Origin of the sequence: Dongia sp. (assembly GCF_041905885.1) — a bacterium.
Taxonomy (GTDB): Bacteria; Pseudomonadota; Alphaproteobacteria; order Dongiales; family Dongiaceae; genus Dongia.
In genome coordinates, this window is record NZ_JAYRKD010000008.1 from 217,450 (window position 1) to 232,648 (window position 15,199).

13 protein-coding genes are annotated in these 15,199 nt (G+C 66.0%); 9 read left to right on the top strand and 4 right to left on the bottom strand.

The genetic code is table 11. The annotated features are described in order from the left end of the window. Positions 1-127: 127 nt before the first annotated feature. Genes ACH2CY_RS11160 through ACH2CY_RS11170 form a run of 3 tightly spaced genes read left to right on the top strand, consistent with a single transcriptional unit; the run spans position 128 to position 3,246 of the window. Complete coding sequence (locus ACH2CY_RS11160; protein ID WP_395019008.1) at positions 128-1,192, top strand: cytochrome-c peroxidase; 1,065 nt, start codon at positions 128-130, stop codon at positions 1,190-1,192. A 26-nt stretch (positions 1,193-1,218) separates the two neighbouring features. Next, positions 1,219-1,536, top strand: coding sequence for a plastocyanin/azurin family copper-binding protein (locus ACH2CY_RS11165; RefSeq protein WP_395019010.1), 318 nt, complete (start codon positions 1,219-1,221; stop codon positions 1,534-1,536). 39 nt (positions 1,537-1,575) lie between these two features. Then, complete coding sequence (locus ACH2CY_RS11170; RefSeq protein WP_395019012.1) at positions 1,576-3,246, top strand: methyl-accepting chemotaxis protein; 1,671 nt, start codon at positions 1,576-1,578, stop codon at positions 3,244-3,246. 16 nt (positions 3,247-3,262) lie between these two features. Here ACH2CY_RS11170 and ACH2CY_RS11175 read toward each other — a convergent pair whose 3' ends face one another. From ACH2CY_RS11175 to ACH2CY_RS11190, 4 genes are read right to left on the bottom strand one after another with little or no spacing between them, the layout of a single operon-like run. Beyond that, the gene (locus tag ACH2CY_RS11175) at positions 3,263-3,673 is read right to left on the bottom strand and encodes a carboxymuconolactone decarboxylase family protein (protein WP_395019036.1); all 411 of its coding nucleotides are present in this window, start codon (positions 3,671-3,673) and stop codon (positions 3,263-3,265) included. A 38-nt stretch (positions 3,674-3,711) separates the two neighbouring features. Continuing rightward, positions 3,712-4,026 carry a hypothetical protein gene (locus tag ACH2CY_RS11180; RefSeq protein WP_395019013.1) on the bottom strand — a complete coding sequence of 105 codons (315 nt, stop codon included), beginning with the start codon at positions 4,024-4,026 and terminating at the stop codon, positions 3,712-3,714. A gap of 13 nt (positions 4,027-4,039) precedes the next feature. Beyond that, the gene (gene phbB / locus ACH2CY_RS11185) at positions 4,040-4,762 is read right to left on the bottom strand and encodes an acetoacetyl-CoA reductase (RefSeq protein WP_395019015.1); all 723 of its coding nucleotides are present in this window, start codon (positions 4,760-4,762) and stop codon (positions 4,040-4,042) included. Positions 4,763-4,796: 34 nt separating this feature from the next. Then, entirely contained in the window at positions 4,797-5,984 is a 1,188-nt protein-coding gene (locus ACH2CY_RS11190) for an acetyl-CoA C-acetyltransferase (RefSeq protein ID WP_395019016.1), read from the bottom strand. A 277-nt stretch (positions 5,985-6,261) separates the two neighbouring features. Between ACH2CY_RS11190 and ACH2CY_RS11195 the strand changes: the two genes are divergently transcribed. From ACH2CY_RS11195 to ACH2CY_RS11220, 6 genes are all read left to right on the top strand, one after another. Continuing rightward, positions 6,262-6,750, top strand: a complete 489-nt coding sequence (locus ACH2CY_RS11195; RefSeq protein WP_395019018.1) for a PAS domain-containing protein — start codon at positions 6,262-6,264, stop codon at positions 6,748-6,750. Next, positions 6,750-7,622, top strand: coding sequence for a hypothetical protein (locus ACH2CY_RS11200; protein ID WP_395019020.1), 873 nt, complete (start codon positions 6,750-6,752; stop codon positions 7,620-7,622). The genes ACH2CY_RS11195 and ACH2CY_RS11200 overlap by 1 nt, the downstream gene beginning before the upstream one ends. Before the next feature lie 8 nt (positions 7,623-7,630). Further along, positions 7,631-7,927: an antibiotic biosynthesis monooxygenase family protein gene (locus tag ACH2CY_RS11205; RefSeq protein WP_395019022.1), complete on the top strand. Its 297-nt coding sequence runs from the start codon at positions 7,631-7,633 to the stop codon at positions 7,925-7,927. A gap of 229 nt (positions 7,928-8,156) precedes the next feature. Further along, positions 8,157-9,446: a caspase family protein gene (locus ACH2CY_RS11210; protein ID WP_395019024.1), complete on the top strand. Its 1,290-nt coding sequence runs from the start codon at positions 8,157-8,159 to the stop codon at positions 9,444-9,446. 70 nt (positions 9,447-9,516) lie between these two features. Then, on the top strand, positions 9,517-10,644 hold the full coding sequence (locus ACH2CY_RS11215) for an aminotransferase (protein ID WP_395019026.1): 1,128 nt from the start codon (positions 9,517-9,519) through the stop codon (positions 10,642-10,644). 247 nt (positions 10,645-10,891) lie between these two features. Continuing rightward, positions 10,892-14,365, top strand: coding sequence for a beta strand repeat-containing protein (locus ACH2CY_RS11220; protein ID WP_395019028.1), 3,474 nt, complete (start codon positions 10,892-10,894; stop codon positions 14,363-14,365). Positions 14,366-15,199: the final 834 nt, after the last annotated feature.

A 15,199-nucleotide genomic window follows, 5' to 3' on the forward strand; every position in this document is an offset into this window, starting at 1 on the left:
CGCGCAAGCGGGACTAGGTGTATTCCTGTATGCGTGACTTCGCACAGAGGCAACTCCACTTAACAGTTTATTCAAAGTCGCGGGTTTAAATCCCCACAGTCTTGGGATTTCTCTCGGGGGCTTCGGAATGAATTGCAATCGACTGCTGCTGGCTGTGACGACAGTCTTGTCGCTCGTCGGCCCGGCTCTCTCCGCTGGCGCCGACGGCACTGCCGCGGCGCCGACGCAGACCGCCAGCACGGCACAGCCGCCGGCCGACGTCGCGGCGCTGAAGGCGCTCTATGCCCGACCGACCGAGATCCCCTTTCCGAAAACCAACCCCTATACGCCGGAGAAGGCGGAGCTCGGCAAGACCTTGTTCTTCGACCCGCGCCTCTCCCGCGTCGCCGTCGAGGCCTGCGTCTCCTGCCACAACCCGAGTTTCGGCTGGGAAGACGGGCGCAAGACCGCGGTCGGCGACAACATGGTGGCACTGCGCCGCAACTCGCCGAGCATCCTCAACCGCGCCTGGGGCCAGGCCTTCTTCTGGGACGGCCGCGCCGACAGCCTGGAAGCGCAGGCCACCGGCCCGATCACCTCGACCGCCGAGATGAACATGCCGATGGAGGTGCTGCTCGACCGGCTGAAGGCGATCCCCGGCTATCAGCAGCGCTTCGATGTCGTTTTCCCTGGCCAGGGCATCACCGCCGAGAACATCGCCAAGGCGATCGCCACCTTCGAGCGCACCATCGTTTCCGGCGTGGCGCCCTTCGACCGCTGGATCGCCGGCGACGAGGCCGCGATCTCCGACCAGGCCAAGCATGGCTTCGTGGTGTTCAACACCACCGGCCAGTGCACCGCCTGCCATTCCGGCTGGACCTTCACCGACGACAGCTTCCATGACATCGGCCTGCCCGCCACCACCGATCTCGGCCGCGCCGAGATCGTGACCGGCGTCGCCGAGCTCGAGCGTTCATTCAAGACGCCCGGCCTCAGGAACATCGACCAGCGCGCGCCCTACATGCACGACGGCTCGGTCGCGACCCTGGAAGACGTCCTGAAGCACTATGTCAACGGCATCGTCTCCCGGCCGAGCCTTTCGTCCGCGATCAAGCCGGTGCCGCTGTCCGACCAGGATGTCGGCGACGTCGTTGCCTTCTTGAAGACCCTCACCAGCGAGGACCGGCCGATGACGATGCCGGTCCTGCCTTGAATCATCGACAGACGGGGAGATTTCACGTGATCCGGATTCTCGCTCTTGCTGCGCTTATGGTCATCGCCAAGGCCGGTCTCTCGATCGGCGACGAGATCAAGGTCAGCCAGGCCAACAAGTCCTTCGGCCCAGCCGCCGTCACCATCAAGTCCGGCGACACCATCGATTTCGTTAACGACGACAAGATTGCGCATAACGTCTTCACCAAGGGCGCGCCGGAGGACTTCAGCCTCGGCACCATCAAGCCGGGTGACGACAGGAAGACCACATTCACCACGCCCGGTGTGTACGACGTGCGTTGCGCCATTCATCCGGGCATGAAGATGACGGTCACCGTGCAGTAGTCACGGGGATCTTTGGGGGAAAGAGAAACGGGTATCGCCATGTCGTTGCGCACCAAGCTGATCACCATCTTCCTCGCGCTGCTGATCGTGTTCGGCGCGAAGAGCTTCTACACCTCGAAGAGCCTCGATGCACTGGGTGCGCTGGCGACCGACATGTATGACGGTCCGGTGATGTCGGTGAACTACGTGCAGATCTCGGCGCGGAACTTCGCCGATGCCAATGCCTTCCTCGCGCGGACGCTGCAATTCGACAACCGGGTGGATTGGAAGAAGGCGGTTCCCGAGTTCGACAAGCAGATCGACACGCTGCTGGAGAACCTCGCCATCGTGAAGGAACGTGCCGCGTCCGAGGATTCCAAGCAGTCGGTCGAGAGCGCGACCGCGCTGATCGAGGAATGGCGCAAGGCCGCCTTGATCCAGCTCGGTGGCACCGAGGGCGGCGCCCTCACCGTGATCGACAGCAACCAGACCGATGCGCTGCGCGACAAGGTCGGCACCACCCTCGACGGGCTGACCGAGACCATCCTCGCCGACGGCTTCCAGTCCCGCGACAACGCCGCGGAACGCGTCGCCGAGGAGCACAAGAAGGACCTGATCATCACCGGCGCCATCTTCGTGATCGGCCTGATGGCGGCGCTGCTGCTCGCCCGCAACATCTCGAAGCCGCTGCGGGTCGCGGTCGGCACGGCGGAGCGCATCTCCAAGGGCGACCTCACCAACGAGTTGAAATCGAAACGCCGCGACGAGGTGGGCCAGCTGCTGGGCGCCCTCGACCGCATGCAGTCGGCCCTCAAGGAGCAGCGCGAGCAGGAAGAGCGCATCAACGCCGACAAGGCCACGGAGGCCGCGGCCCGCGCCGCGCGCGAGCAGGAGATCGAGCGCCTGAGCGCCGCCTTCTCGCAGCGGATCGAGGACTTGATGAAGGGTGTCAACGGCGCCTGCTCGACCTTGAGCAACACCGCGGAAGAGATGGAAGGTCTTGCCAAGCAGACCAACAGCCTCGCCGCCGGCGCCAAGGATAACGCCCACTCGGCTTCCGGCAATGTCGAGCGCATTTCTTCGGCGACGGAGCAGCTCGCCGGCTCGATCGAGCAGATCTCGCAGCTGGTTGACGAATCCTCGAAGATCAGCACCCAGGCGGTCGGCCAGATGGACGAGACGTCCACCACCGTCCGCACCCTGAACGACGTCGCCGCCAAGGTCGGCGAGATCGTGAACCTCATTCGCGGGATCGCCGAGCAGACCAACCTCCTGGCCCTGAACGCCACGATCGAGGCAGCGCGCGCCGGCGAGGCGGGTCGCGGCTTCGCCGTGGTCGCCCAGGAAGTAAAGGCGCTCGCCACCCAGACCGCCCGCGCCACCGAGGAGATCGAGGCGCAGGTCACCACCATGCAGTCGGCTGCCAACGGCACCTCGACCTCGATCGAAAGCTTCGTCGGCATCGTCCAGCGCATCAACACGCTGTCGCAGGAGGTCGCGACCGCGATTGCCGCGCAAAACCAGGCGACCCGAGAAATCTCGTCCAATGCCTCGGCGACGGCGAACGGCGCGGTCGAGCTCTCCGGGCAGATCAATACCCTGGGCGGCGCCTCCGAGCGCACCGGCGAAGCCTCCGGCCACGTGATCGGCGCCACCCGCGAAGTCGCCAAGCAGGCGACCCTGATCGAGCAGGAAGTGGACGGCTACATCAAGCAGATGCGGGCGCTGTAAGGGTGAGCGGGAAGCGTTAGTTCTTCTTCCCGCCGGCCGCCGCTTTGATGAGCCGCTCGTCAGGCTCGGTGCGGTAGGCGGCGACCATGCGGTTGGTGGCATTGGCCATGCCGACGATCGAGACCAGCTCGGCCAACATCGCGTCGTTCATCCCGGCTTTGCGCGCGGCCGCGGTGTGGCTGACAATGCAGTAGTCGCAGGAATTGGTCATGCTGACCGCGAGATAGAGCATCTCCTTGGTGACCGGGTCGAGCGTGCCCGGGCCCATGATCTGCTTCAGATCCTCCCAGGTCCGCTTCAAGGTAACGGGATCGTTGGCCAGCACCTTCCAGAAATTGTTGATCCAGTCGACCTTGCGGGTCGCCTTGATATCCTCGTAGACGGCCTTCACTTCGGGCGAGGCGTCGGCTTCCTCGATGAACGGCATCAGGGCCACGGGAAATACTCCTTATTGGAAGAGAGGCCTCAGCTGCTGAGGCGTTTCACATGCGGAAAATCGAGCCCGGGCTTGCCGCCGCGGGACTCGCAGCAGGCGTCGATCTCGCGCCAGAGTGCCTGCACCTCGATATTGTCATGGGCCTTGCCGATCGCGCCCTCGTTCCAGTCGAAGATGTCGTAGAGGATCGGACCGGTCGGCTGTTCCAGCACCACGCGGACCGGCTTCGGCCCGCCGCCGAAACCGAGCCGCGAAATTGTGGCGAAATGCTTGTCGAGCAGGAGAGAGAGCCGATCGACCATGCCGGCCTTGACCTGGAAGGTCGCCATCACGGTATCGGCCATCGCGCACTCCTGCTCAATACATATGCTGGCCGCCGTTGATCGAGAGCGTCGAGCCGGTGACGAAGCCGCCCTCGTCGGCCACCAGGAACAGCACGCCGCGGGCGATCTCCGAGGCTTCGCCGAGACGGCCGACCGGTATCTTGGCAACAATCTTCTCGAGCACCGGTTGCGGCACGGCGCGCACCATGTCGGTGTTGATATAGCCCGGCGCGATCGCGTTGACGGTGATGCCCTTGGAGGCGCCTTCCTGGGCCAGCGCCTTGGTGAAGCCGTGGATGCCGGACTTGGCGGCGGCGTAGTTCACCTGGCCGTACTGCCCGGCCTGGCCGTTGATCGAGCCGATGTTGACGATCCGGCCGAAGCCGCGCGAGCGCATGCCGTCGATCACCAGCCGGCACATGTTGAAGCAGGAGGTCAGGTTGGTGTGGATGACATGCTCCCACTGCTCGGGCGTCATCTTCACGATGGTGGTGTCGCGGGTGATGCCGGCGTTGTTGACCAGCACCTCGACCGGGCCGAGCTTGGCGGTGATCTCGGCGACGCCCTTTTCGCAGGACTTGAAGTCGGCGACGTCGAACTTGAAGACGTCGATCCCGGTCTTCTCCTGGAAGGCCTTGGCTGCCGCGTCGTTGCCGGCGTAGTTCGCCGCGACCTTGTAGCCGGCATTCTTCAAGGCGACCGAGATCGCCTCGCCGATGCCGCGGGTTCCCCCAGTCACCACTGCCACCCGTGCCATGTTTCCTCCCCTGTTCGACGTCTTCGTTGTTGTTTTAGCGTTCGACCGTCAGCGCAATGCCCATGCCGCCGCCGATGCAGAGCGTGGCGAGGCCCTTCTTCGCGTTGCGCTTCTGCATCTCGTGCAAGAGGGTTACCAGCACGCGCGCGCCCGAAGCGCCGATCGGATGGCCGATGGCGATGGCGCCGCCGTTGACGTTCACTTTCGCCGGATCCCAGGCCAAGTCCTTGTTGACCGCGCAAGCCTGCGCCGCGAAGGCCTCGTTCGCCTCGATGAGATCGAGGTCGTCGATCTTCCAGCCGGCCTTCTGCAAGGCGAGGCGCGAGGACGGGATCGGGCCGGTGCCCATGATCGCCGGATCGACGCCGGCGGTCGCCCAGGATGCGATCCGTGCGAGCGGTGTCAGGCCGCGCTTGGCCGCCATTTCCGCCGACATCAGGGTCACCGCCGCGGCGCCGTCGTTGATGCCCGATGCGTTGCCGGCGGTCACCGTGCCGCCTTCCTTGAGGAAGGCCGGGCGCAGCTTGGCCAGCGTGTCGACCGTGGTGCCGTGCTTCGGATACTCATCGCTGTCGATGGTGACGTCGCCCTTGCGGTCCTTGACCACGATCGGGACGATCTCGTCCTTGAACCTGCCGGCCTTCTGCGCGGCTTCCGCCTTCTGCTGCGAGGCGGCCGCGAACTGGTCCTGCTGCTCGCGGGTGATCTGGAACGCCTTCGCCACGTTCTCGGCGGTGTTGCCCATGTGATAGCCGTTGAAGGCATCCCAGAGCCCGTCGGTGATCATGGTGTCGATCATCTGGGCATTGCCCATCTTGGTGCCGTTCCTGAGATGCATGCAATGCGGCGCCATGCTCATGCTCTCCTGACCGCCGGCGACCACGATCTCGGAATCGCCGTTGCGGATCGCCTGGAAGCCGAGCGCCACCGCCCGCAAGCCGGAGCCGCAGAGCTGGTTGATACCATAGGCGGTCTTCTCGAAGGGAATGCCGGCGCCGATCGCGGCCTGGCGGGCCGGGTTCTGGCCCTCGCCCGCGGCGAGGATCTGGCCGAGGATCACTTCCGAGACCTCGCCCGGCGCGATCTTCGCGCGCTTCAGCACCTCGACGATCGCCGCCTTGCCGAGCTCATGGGCCGGCAGCTTGGACAAAGCCCCGCCGAAAGCGCCGACCGCGGTCCGCGCGGCGGAAGTGATGACGACGTCCTGTCCATTCTGGGCCATGGCGCTTTACTCCTCGGGGGGCTGGTGGAAAACGGCCTATATTTGAAGTTTCTGGGCCTTGGAATCGACCCTAAAAAGAATCCGGCCCAGCCGCAAGCGGCAAACCGTCGCGAACGCGCCATTCGGCGTCACGCAAGGGTGGGGGCATTACATCAGGCGCCAATTTCAATCTTATGAACGAGCGCCCTGCACCCCGGCAGCGGCCCGACTTGACATCGCCGATCCGGCGCGGAGTGATGAGAGGCGTAAGCACCGACGAGCGTGGAGAATGCGGCCGGTGAACGATGCGATCCTGCCTGCCGACTGCCTGGACGACCTGCACGATCCGCGCCTGAAGCGGCTGCTGGACTATTGGCGCGGCCGCTGCGCGGATGCCGCGATGCCGGCGCGCACCGGGGTCGATCCGCTCGATTTCCGCTACATCCTCGGTTATGTGACCCTGGTCGAGGTCGAGCTCACGCCGCGGCGCTACCGATTCAAGCTCGACGGCTCGATCCTCGCCATGCTCTCAGGCATGGATTATACTGGCCGCTATCTGGATCAGCTCGGCCTGCCCGACTACATCGACTTCGTCGCCGCCAGCTACGACCGCGTGGTCGACCGCCTACAGCCCTACGCCTATCGCAAGCACGGCGCGTTCGACACCAAGAGCTTCGACGAGGAGACCCTGATCCTGCCGCTGGGACGCGACGGCCGGGTCGAACACCTGATGGTCGCCGTCATCCCCGGCGACCTCGCCCCGGAACCGGGCAAGGTGGTGATCTGATGGCGGAGGAAGCCGCGCTCCCGGCGGGACCACAGCTCGCCGCATCGCCGCGCCTGGCTACGCTGCCAGCTTTCGCCCGCGCGCTCGTGCTGCCGGTCGAATACCCGCTCCGCCTCTTGCTGGTCGGTCCGGTGGCGGCCGCGCTCAGCGCAATGTCCACCAGCCAGGCGATCTACGGCATGCCGCTGTTCGGCGTGACCGCGCACCCGGACCACTTCTGGGCAATCGGCCTCCTCGCCATCCCATTCCTGGCCTTCTGGGGCTGTGCCTGGCAACGCTGCGTCGGGCAGCGCGCCGATGAGCCGATCTGGCCTTGGCTGGTGCGGAGTTTCAGGCGCAGCCCGGATTATGCCGTTGCGGCGGTCGCCGCCCTGCTCGGGCCGACGCTGGTCTGGATGCTGACTTTCACCATGGCCTATCTGATCATCGCGGGCGGCAATCTGACCGCATTGACCAACGGGTGGTGGTTCTGGATCGGCAGCCTGGTGCTGGCCCTGCCGGGAATATGGTTGTTCGCCAGGCTCTGTTTTCTGCCGGCGATCGTGGCCACGCAAGGTTGGCGCGGTGCGGCGGAACGCACCTGGCAACTCGGCCGCGGCCGGGATTTCGGACTGGTTCTCGGCTTTGCTTGCTTCGTGGTCATTGGTTTCTTCTTGTTCGGCGCTACGTCCTTCATCTTCTTTCGCGTCATCATGGCCGTCGTGGAACTGACCGAAGACCTCCAGATCTACGTCGCCACGATCAAGTATGCGTATTTGATCGGCCAGACCGTCGCCGCGACGCTGCTGGGCGCCTGGATCCTGGGCTTCCCGGCGCTCATCGCGCGGCAGCTCGCCAGCCCGACCGAGATCGATCCCACCGCATTCGACTGAGGCTTCTGATGATCCTGGAATCCGCGCTGCTCGACGTGAGGCCCGGCGAGGAGGCCGCCTTCGAAGCCGCGATGCAGGAAGCGCGGCCGCTGATCGCGGCGACACCCGGCTTCCGCTCGATCGCCGTGCGGCGCTCGATCGAGACCCCGAGCCGCTATCTGCTGCTGGTCGAATGGGAGAAGCTCGAAGACCATACGATCGGCTTCCGGCAATCGGCGCGTTATGAGAAGTGGCGCGCGCTGTTGCACCACTTCTATGACCCCTTCCCGCGGGTCGAGCACTTCGATCAAAGCATCTTTCGCTGACTCACACGCCCGTGCAGCGGCTGGTTGAATCGTGAGTTGGAGCGCATCCGAAAGGCGAAAGACGGCTCGGAGCGGAATGAAATCCGTCAGCGATTTCAATTGAATAGCGGCCAGCCGAAAGCCGCCGTCCGCGATCGATAAAATTATAGTCGAGTTCTCCTCGAATACCCGAAGTGGTCAAGGAGAATGCATTTCGCAATCTTGATCCCAACAGATTTTGGGGTCGGTCATGCACACCATCGCGCGCTTCGCTTCCGTTCTTTTCGCTTGGCTGCTGCTCTGCGCCGCCGCCGGGCCGGCCGCCGCAAGGCCGGCCGCGCCGCCGCCTTACGTCCCGCGCGAGCCGCGTATCGCCCTGGTCATCGGCAATGCGGATTATGCCGACGCGATCAAGCTCGCCAACCCGGCCAAGGATGCGGCGCTGATCGGCGCGACGCTGGAGAGGCTGGGCTTCGAGGTCATCCTGGTCACCAACGCCGCGCAGAAGCCGATGCAGCGCGCGATCGTCCGGTTCGGCGACCGCCTGGCCGAAGCCGGACCCAATGCGGTCGGGCTGTTCTACTATGCCGGCCACGGGCTGCAGCTCGACGGCCAGAACTTCCTGGTGCCGACCGACGCCGACATCTCTCGCGAGGTCGATGTCGAGATCAACGGCGTCTCCGCCGACCTGATCCTGAAGCAGATGGCCTACGGCGGCAGCCGGGTGAATATCGTGATCCTGGATGCCTGCCGCAACAACCCGCTGGCCCGCGACTTCCGCTCGGTGGCACCGTCGCAAGGCTTCGCCGAGATCCGCACCAAGCCCAAGGGCACCTTCATCAGCTATTCGACGGCGCCGGGCGAGGTCGCGGTCGATGGCGACGGCGACCACAGCCCCTTCGCCGAGGCGGTCGCCGCCTCGATGCAGCTCCCCGGCCTCGACCTGGCGGAAGTGTTCCAGCGGGTGCGCGAGCAGGTGCTCGCCGCCACCGACGACCGGCAGACGCCCTGGGATTCTTCGTCGCTGGTGAAGTCCTTCTATTTCATTCCGCCGGCCGGCGAGCGGGCCAAGGACGATCTCATCGCCGCGGCGGAGCCCGCGCAGGCCGAACCGCCGGTGCTGCGCCTGGCCGAGGCGGGCGCGGCCCCGGCCTTCGTGACGCAGACCCGCAGCCTGTTCGCCAAGCCCGGCTCGCGGCTGCGCGCCGAGCCGAGCAAGGACGCGGCGATCCTCGCCAAGCTGCCGGCCAATGCCGAGCTCCACGCGGTCGCCCGTTCCAAGGACGGCGCCTGGTGGCAGGTGGCGACCCGCGCCGGCGCCATCGCCTATGTCCATGCCGAGGCGGTCAGCGATTTCCGCGCCGCCCGACCGCTGCCGGCCCCGCGCATGCCGGTCGCCGCCGCGCAACAGGCGGCGCAACCGGCCGCGGGCAAGCGCGCCGGCACCGGGATCGGCCTGGTCGATAACGCCCTGAACTGGCTGGAAGCGGCGTCCGGCGCCGGCCAGAACCAGCAGAACCCGGTCCGCGCCAGCCGATAAATCGCCATCGCCACCGCACGGCGCATCCGCTAGACAGGCTGGACCGCAAAGGTCCAGCAGGGGTGCGTCCATGGAGATCAGGCCGTTCGGCGTCGAGATGTGGATGAACGAGTTCGAGACCCGGTGCGAACTCAACCTGGCCGAGACCTGCGTCGATTCCATCACCCTGGGCGAGCTTCTGGACATGGCCGGCAGGCGCGAGAGCCTGCTCGACGAACTCCTGCCGATGCGGCTCGGCTATGGCGACATCGAAGGCAGCCCGCGGCTGCGCGACGCCATCGCGTCGCTCTACGCGAAGCAGGCGCGCCAGAACGTGCTGGTCTGCCACGGCACGATCGGCGCCAACGCCCTGGTGCACCAGGCGCTGGTCAGCCGCGGCGATCATGTGATCGCCGTGGTGCCGACCTATCAGCAGCACTACTCGATCCCGGAAAGCATCGGCGCCGAGGTCGAGCTCCTGCATCTGAAGCCCGAGCAGAATTACCTGCCCGACCTCACCGCGCTCGAGGCAATGTTGCGGCCGACCACCAGGCTCATCGCCATCAACAACCCCAACAACCCGACCGGCGCGCTGATGGACCGGGCGATGCTCGAGGCGGTCGCCGCTCTCGCCCGCAAGGTCGGCGCCTGGATTCTCTGCGACGAGGTCTACCGCGGCACCGACCAGGCGGGCGACGGCTACTCCGCTTCGATGGCCGATCTTTATGAGAAAGGGATCAGCACCGCCGGCATGTCCAAGGCCTATTCGCTGGCCGGGCTGCGCCTGGGTTGGATCGTGGCGCCGCGCGACGTGCTGGAGGCGGCGATGATCCACCGCGACTACAACACGATCAGCGTCGGCCGCATCGACGACACCCTCGCGGCGCTGGCGCTGGAGCACCGCGACAAGATCCTGGCCCGCGCCCATCGCATCACCCGCGACAACCTCGCGATCCTCTCGAAATGGATGGCGGGGGAGAAACGGATGCGCTGGGTGAAGCCGAAGTCCGGCACCACGGCGCTGCTCACCTATGACCTGCCGATGTCGTCGCGCGACTTCTGCCTCCGGCTGCTGGAAGAGGAAGGCGTCATGCTCTGCCCCGGCAGCGCCTTCGACCTCGAGGGCACGGTGCGGATGGGCTATGCCTGCGGCACCGAGGTGCTCGAGCAGGGGCTGAAACGGATGTCGCGCTTCCTGGCGCGGAAGGCGAACCGGTAGCGACGCTCTTCCCTCAGCGGTGATTCGGCCCACCCGCATCACCGTCATGGCGCATTTGCCCTGCCCTGCACGCTGCGCGTCGCGCGGCGCGTGGCGCAACTCGCCTCCTGAGCCGCACATACGGCCATATTCACCCGCACGGACCGAGTAAGTATCGCTTCCTGTGATGGGCGTTACAGGCGGATCACGCGCCGCCTGCGCCTGCTGTCGCCCTCGAAGCGACCCCCACTTTGAAGGACGGCGAAACATGGCGATCATCAACGGCACCAACGATCCCGAAACCCTCACCGGCACCAAGGATGACGACGTCATCACCGGCGGCCGCGGCAACGACATCGCGCTGACGGGACGCGGCGACGACCGCTTCATCTGGAACCCCGGCGACGGCAGCGACATCGTCAATGGCCAGTCCGGCTTCGATACCCTGGCCTTCAACGGCGCGAATATCGGCGAGATCATGGAGATCCGGGCCGAGGGCAGCCACGCCCTGCTCACCCGCAACGTCGCCGCCATCACCATGGACACGGAAAGCGTCGAGCGCATGGAGCTCCGCACCCTGGGCGGCACCGACACGATCTGGATCGGCGACATGACCGGCACTGCGGTCCGCGAGGTCGCGATCGACCTCGGCGGCTTCGCCGGCGGCGGCGACGCCGCGGCGGATACCGTGGTCGTCAACGGCAGTGCCACCAACAACAACGTCCACGTGACGGCCACCGGCAGCGAGGTCTCGGTGACCGGCCTCAAGACGACGGTCACGCTGAGCAACGCCGAAGCCGACGATACGCTGGTGGTGAGCGGCCTCGACGGCAACGATACCCTGGACGCCAGCGGCCTGCCGGCGGCGGCGCTGAAGCTGGTCCTCGACGGCGGCAACGGCAACGACAAGATCACCGGCGGCGAAGGCGACGACGTGCTGCGCGGCGGCGAGGGCAACGACACGGTCACGGGCGGTCATGGCAACGACGTGGCCTTCCTCGGCGGCGGCGATGACAAGTTCACCTGGAACAGCGGCGACGGCAACGACACCATCGAAGGTCAGGACGGCGTCGATACCGTCCGCTTCAACGGCGCCGATGCCGCTGAGACCATCCAGATCTTCGCCAATGGCGGGCGGCTCGGGCTGACCGACAGCCTGGTCAGCGTGACCCTCGACATGAACGAGGTCGATAAGCTGGACATCCGCAGCGGCGCCGGCGCCGACAACGTCGTGATCGGCGACTTGACCGGGACCGGGCTCGGTGCCGTCGTGGTCGATCTCGGCAGCGACAGCGACGCCGACCAGCTCGGCATCAGCGGCACGATCGGCGCGGATGCGATCCAGCTCGCGACCGCCGGCAGCAACATCCTGGTGACGGGTCTCGCGGCCGAGATCACGGTCGCCCACGCCGGCGCGAATGACTTCCTGACCATCAATGCGAACCAGGGCGACGACATCATCGACGCCAGCCAGCTCGCCGCCAACAGGGTGCAGCTGACGCTGAACGGCGGCGCCGGCAACGACACGATCACCGGCAGCGCCGGCAACGACCTCATCAACGGCGGCCAGGGCAGCGACACCGTGCTGATGGGCGCCGGCAACGACCGCTTCGTCTGGAACCCCGGCGACGGCAGCGACAAGGTCAACGGCCAGGCCGGCTTCGACACCCTGGCGTTCAACGGCGCCAACATCGCCGAGCAGATCGGGATCTCCGCCAACGGCACGCATGTCCAGTTCACCCGCAACGTCGCCGCGATCGCCATGGATCTCGAGCAGATGGAGCGGATCGAGTTCCGGGCGCTGGGCGGCGCCGACGTGATCACCATCGGCAATCTCACCGGCACCGGCGTGAAGCAGCTGGCGCTCGACCTCGGCGGCTCGACCGGCGGCGGCGACGGCGCGGTCGATACCGTGCTGGCCGATTTCAGCAATGCCAAGGACGCGATCAAGCTGACCCAAGCCGCGGACGGCCTGATCACCATCGCCAGCGCGGCCGAGACCATCACCATCGCCAATGCCGAGACCAGCGACGTGCTGGTGGTGCGGGCGCTGGACGGCAACGACACGCTGGATGCCTCGGCGCTGAAGGACGGCGTCATGGCGCTGACCTTGGACGGCGGCGCCGGCAACGACCTGATCTTCGGCGGCGCCGGCGCGGATACCCTGCTCGGCGGCGAAGGCAACGACACGGTCACCTGGTCGATCGGCGGCGGCAAGGACGTGATCGACGGCGGGGCCGGGATCGACACCCTGGTCCTCAACGGCAGCAGCGGCGACGACCAGATCCAGGTCTTCGCCAATGTCGGCGGCAAGCTCACGGTCATCGGGAGCGACGGTGCCACGCTGGATGTCTCCGGCATGGAGCAGGTCAAGGTCATGGGCGGGGCCGGCAAGGACAGCATCCTGATCGGCGACCTCAGCACCACGGCCATCGACAAGGTGATGGTCGATCTCGGCGCCGGATCGCCGGGCGAGACCGTCACCGTCCAGAACGGCGTCGGCGAGGTGATGCTGATCGAGAGCAAGTGCAACCAGATCCTCATCACCAACCAGAACACGTTCCAGACCATCACCATCGACAACGTCGACTCGTCGGACGTGCTGAACGTGATCAGCAGCTTCGGCAATGTGCCGGGCCAGGTGATCATGGCGAGCGGCCTCACCACGTCGCTGCACTTCACCGGCGGCAACGGCGCCGACACCATCTTCAGCGGATCTGGTGACGATGTGATCGACGGCAACCAGGGCAACGACGTCGCCCTGATGGGCGCCGGCAACGATGTCTTCAACTGGGATCCGGGCGACGGCAGCGACTCGGTGGACGGCCAGGCCGGCTTCGACACCTTGCGCTTCAACGGCAGCAACATCGGCGAGGAGATCAACATCCTGGCCGACGGCAGCCATGCCGAGCTGACGCGCAACGTCGCCGCCATCGACATGCACCTCAACAGCATGGAGCGGATCGAGTTCCGGGCGCTCGGCGGTGCGGACAACATCCATGTCCATGACCTGAGCGGCACGGCGGTGAAGCAGGTCGCGATCGACCTCTCCGCCTTCACCGGCGACGGCGACGGCGCGCTCGACACCGTGACCGTGGACGGCAGCGCCGGCAACGACCAGATGACCATCGCCTCGGCCAACGGCGTGGTGACCATGACCGGCCTCCCCGCCCAGGTCACCGTCAGCCACGGCGAGCTGGACGACGAGATCCGGGTCAACGGCGGCGAGGGCAACGACGTGATCGATGCCTCCGGCGTGCAGTCCGGCAACCCGCACATGACCCTGGATGGCGGCGCCGGCAACGACGCGATCACCGGCACTAAGGACGGCGACCTGATCTTCGGCGGCGACGGCCATGACATCCTTAAGGGCGGCGAAGGCGCCGACACGATCGACGGCGGCCAGGGCGACGATGTCATCACCGGCGGCATCGGCGACGACGTGATGGGCGGCGGCGATGGCGCCGATACCTTCGTCGTGACCGGCATGCTCGACGGCCATGACCTGATCGAAGGCTTCAGCAGCGAGGACCGCCTGGACCTCACGCAGCTCTTCGACGGTCTCGGCATCGCCGCCGGCGATCGCGAGGGTCGGGTCTCCCTGACCAACGACGGCTTCGGCAACGTCATCGTCGGAGTCGATGCCGACGGCAACACGGCCAACGGCTTCGAGCACGTCGTCGCCACCCTGCACACCAGCAGCCCGATCACGGTCGGGCAGGAAGTGGTGGTGAACGGCTGAGATTAGGAAGGACGAGGGGCCGGGGCGGTAAACGCTCCGGCCGCTTTTCCGAAGAGCTATGCAAGAATCAGCGGCACCCGCGCCGTGTTATGCGGAATTTGCGCCTGAAATTTTTCCCGTCTGCGTCCTGTCTGCGTTGGGGGCAGGCTAAAGCACTGACATCCAATACTTCCGCCCACCCGGTTACGCAGCGCCACGCAGACATCGATGGGTCGCGCAGCGTCGCGCTGAATCTGCGTGCCACTCTTTTTCTGTCCGGGTCCTGTCCGGGTTGTGGGCACGCTAAGGCACTGTGCCCACAACATTCCTCTCCACGCGGCCACGCGGCGCCATGCAGACCTCGCCGGGAGCGCCGGGTCCGTGGAATCGGCGCTAAAATCTGTCCGTGTCTGCGTCCCGTCTGCATTGTGGACGCACCGGCGGCCCCGCGCCACGGCGGCCGCAGCTCTCTAAAACGGCATTCACAATCTCAAACAACACCCGCATAAGCGCTGTGCGCTTCCGCCTTTGCGGAGCTTCGGCGACAGGTCTGAGGGTAGTCACGGATCATACCACAATCAGGGCGTCGTGTCGCTGTCGACGCGCCGCCGGTGACGTAAGAGATTTTGTGTCAGGGCAAGGAAGGGGTACTCCAGATGTGAACTGCCAAGCACACAAGAGGAGCACCCCCATGCCACAGCAAGCTGCGACGATCACGAGTTTACCAATGGCTTTTGAAGTCGTGAAGGCAATGCAGGCGGAAGGCCTGGATTGGTCGGAGGGCTATCGGCCGATGGGTCGTCAGGCTCTGGAGAAGATCATCGAGGCGCAGATGGCCATGGCGGTCGAGCGCTA

Bases quoted from the DNA above. Each gene is read 5' to 3' on its own strand.
- ACH2CY_RS11200 (WP_395019020.1), top strand. From the start codon at position 6,750: ATGGCGGAGGAAGCCGCGCTCCCGGCGGGACCACAGCTCGCCGCATCG.
- ACH2CY_RS11175 (WP_395019036.1), bottom strand. From the start codon at position 3,673: ATGCCGTTCATCGAGGAAGCCGACGCCTCGCCCGAAGTGAAGGCCGTC.
- ACH2CY_RS11205 (WP_395019022.1), top strand. From the start codon at position 7,631: ATGATCCTGGAATCCGCGCTGCTCGACGTGAGGCCCGGCGAGGAGGCC.
- ACH2CY_RS11190 (WP_395019016.1), bottom strand. From the start codon at position 5,984: ATGGCCCAGAATGGACAGGACGTCGTCATCACTTCCGCCGCGCGGACC.
- phbB (WP_395019015.1), bottom strand. From the start codon at position 4,762: ATGGCACGGGTGGCAGTGGTGACTGGGGGAACCCGCGGCATCGGCGAG.
- ACH2CY_RS11220 (WP_395019028.1), top strand. From the start codon at position 10,892: ATGGCGATCATCAACGGCACCAACGATCCCGAAACCCTCACCGGCACC.
- ACH2CY_RS11215 (WP_395019026.1), top strand. From the start codon at position 9,517: ATGGAGATCAGGCCGTTCGGCGTCGAGATGTGGATGAACGAGTTCGAG.
- ACH2CY_RS11170 (WP_395019012.1), top strand. From the start codon at position 1,576: ATGTCGTTGCGCACCAAGCTGATCACCATCTTCCTCGCGCTGCTGATC.
- ACH2CY_RS11210 (WP_395019024.1), top strand. From the start codon at position 8,157: ATGCACACCATCGCGCGCTTCGCTTCCGTTCTTTTCGCTTGGCTGCTG.
- ACH2CY_RS11160 (WP_395019008.1), top strand. From the start codon at position 128: ATGAATTGCAATCGACTGCTGCTGGCTGTGACGACAGTCTTGTCGCTC.
- ACH2CY_RS11180 (WP_395019013.1), bottom strand. From the start codon at position 4,026: ATGGCCGATACCGTGATGGCGACCTTCCAGGTCAAGGCCGGCATGGTC.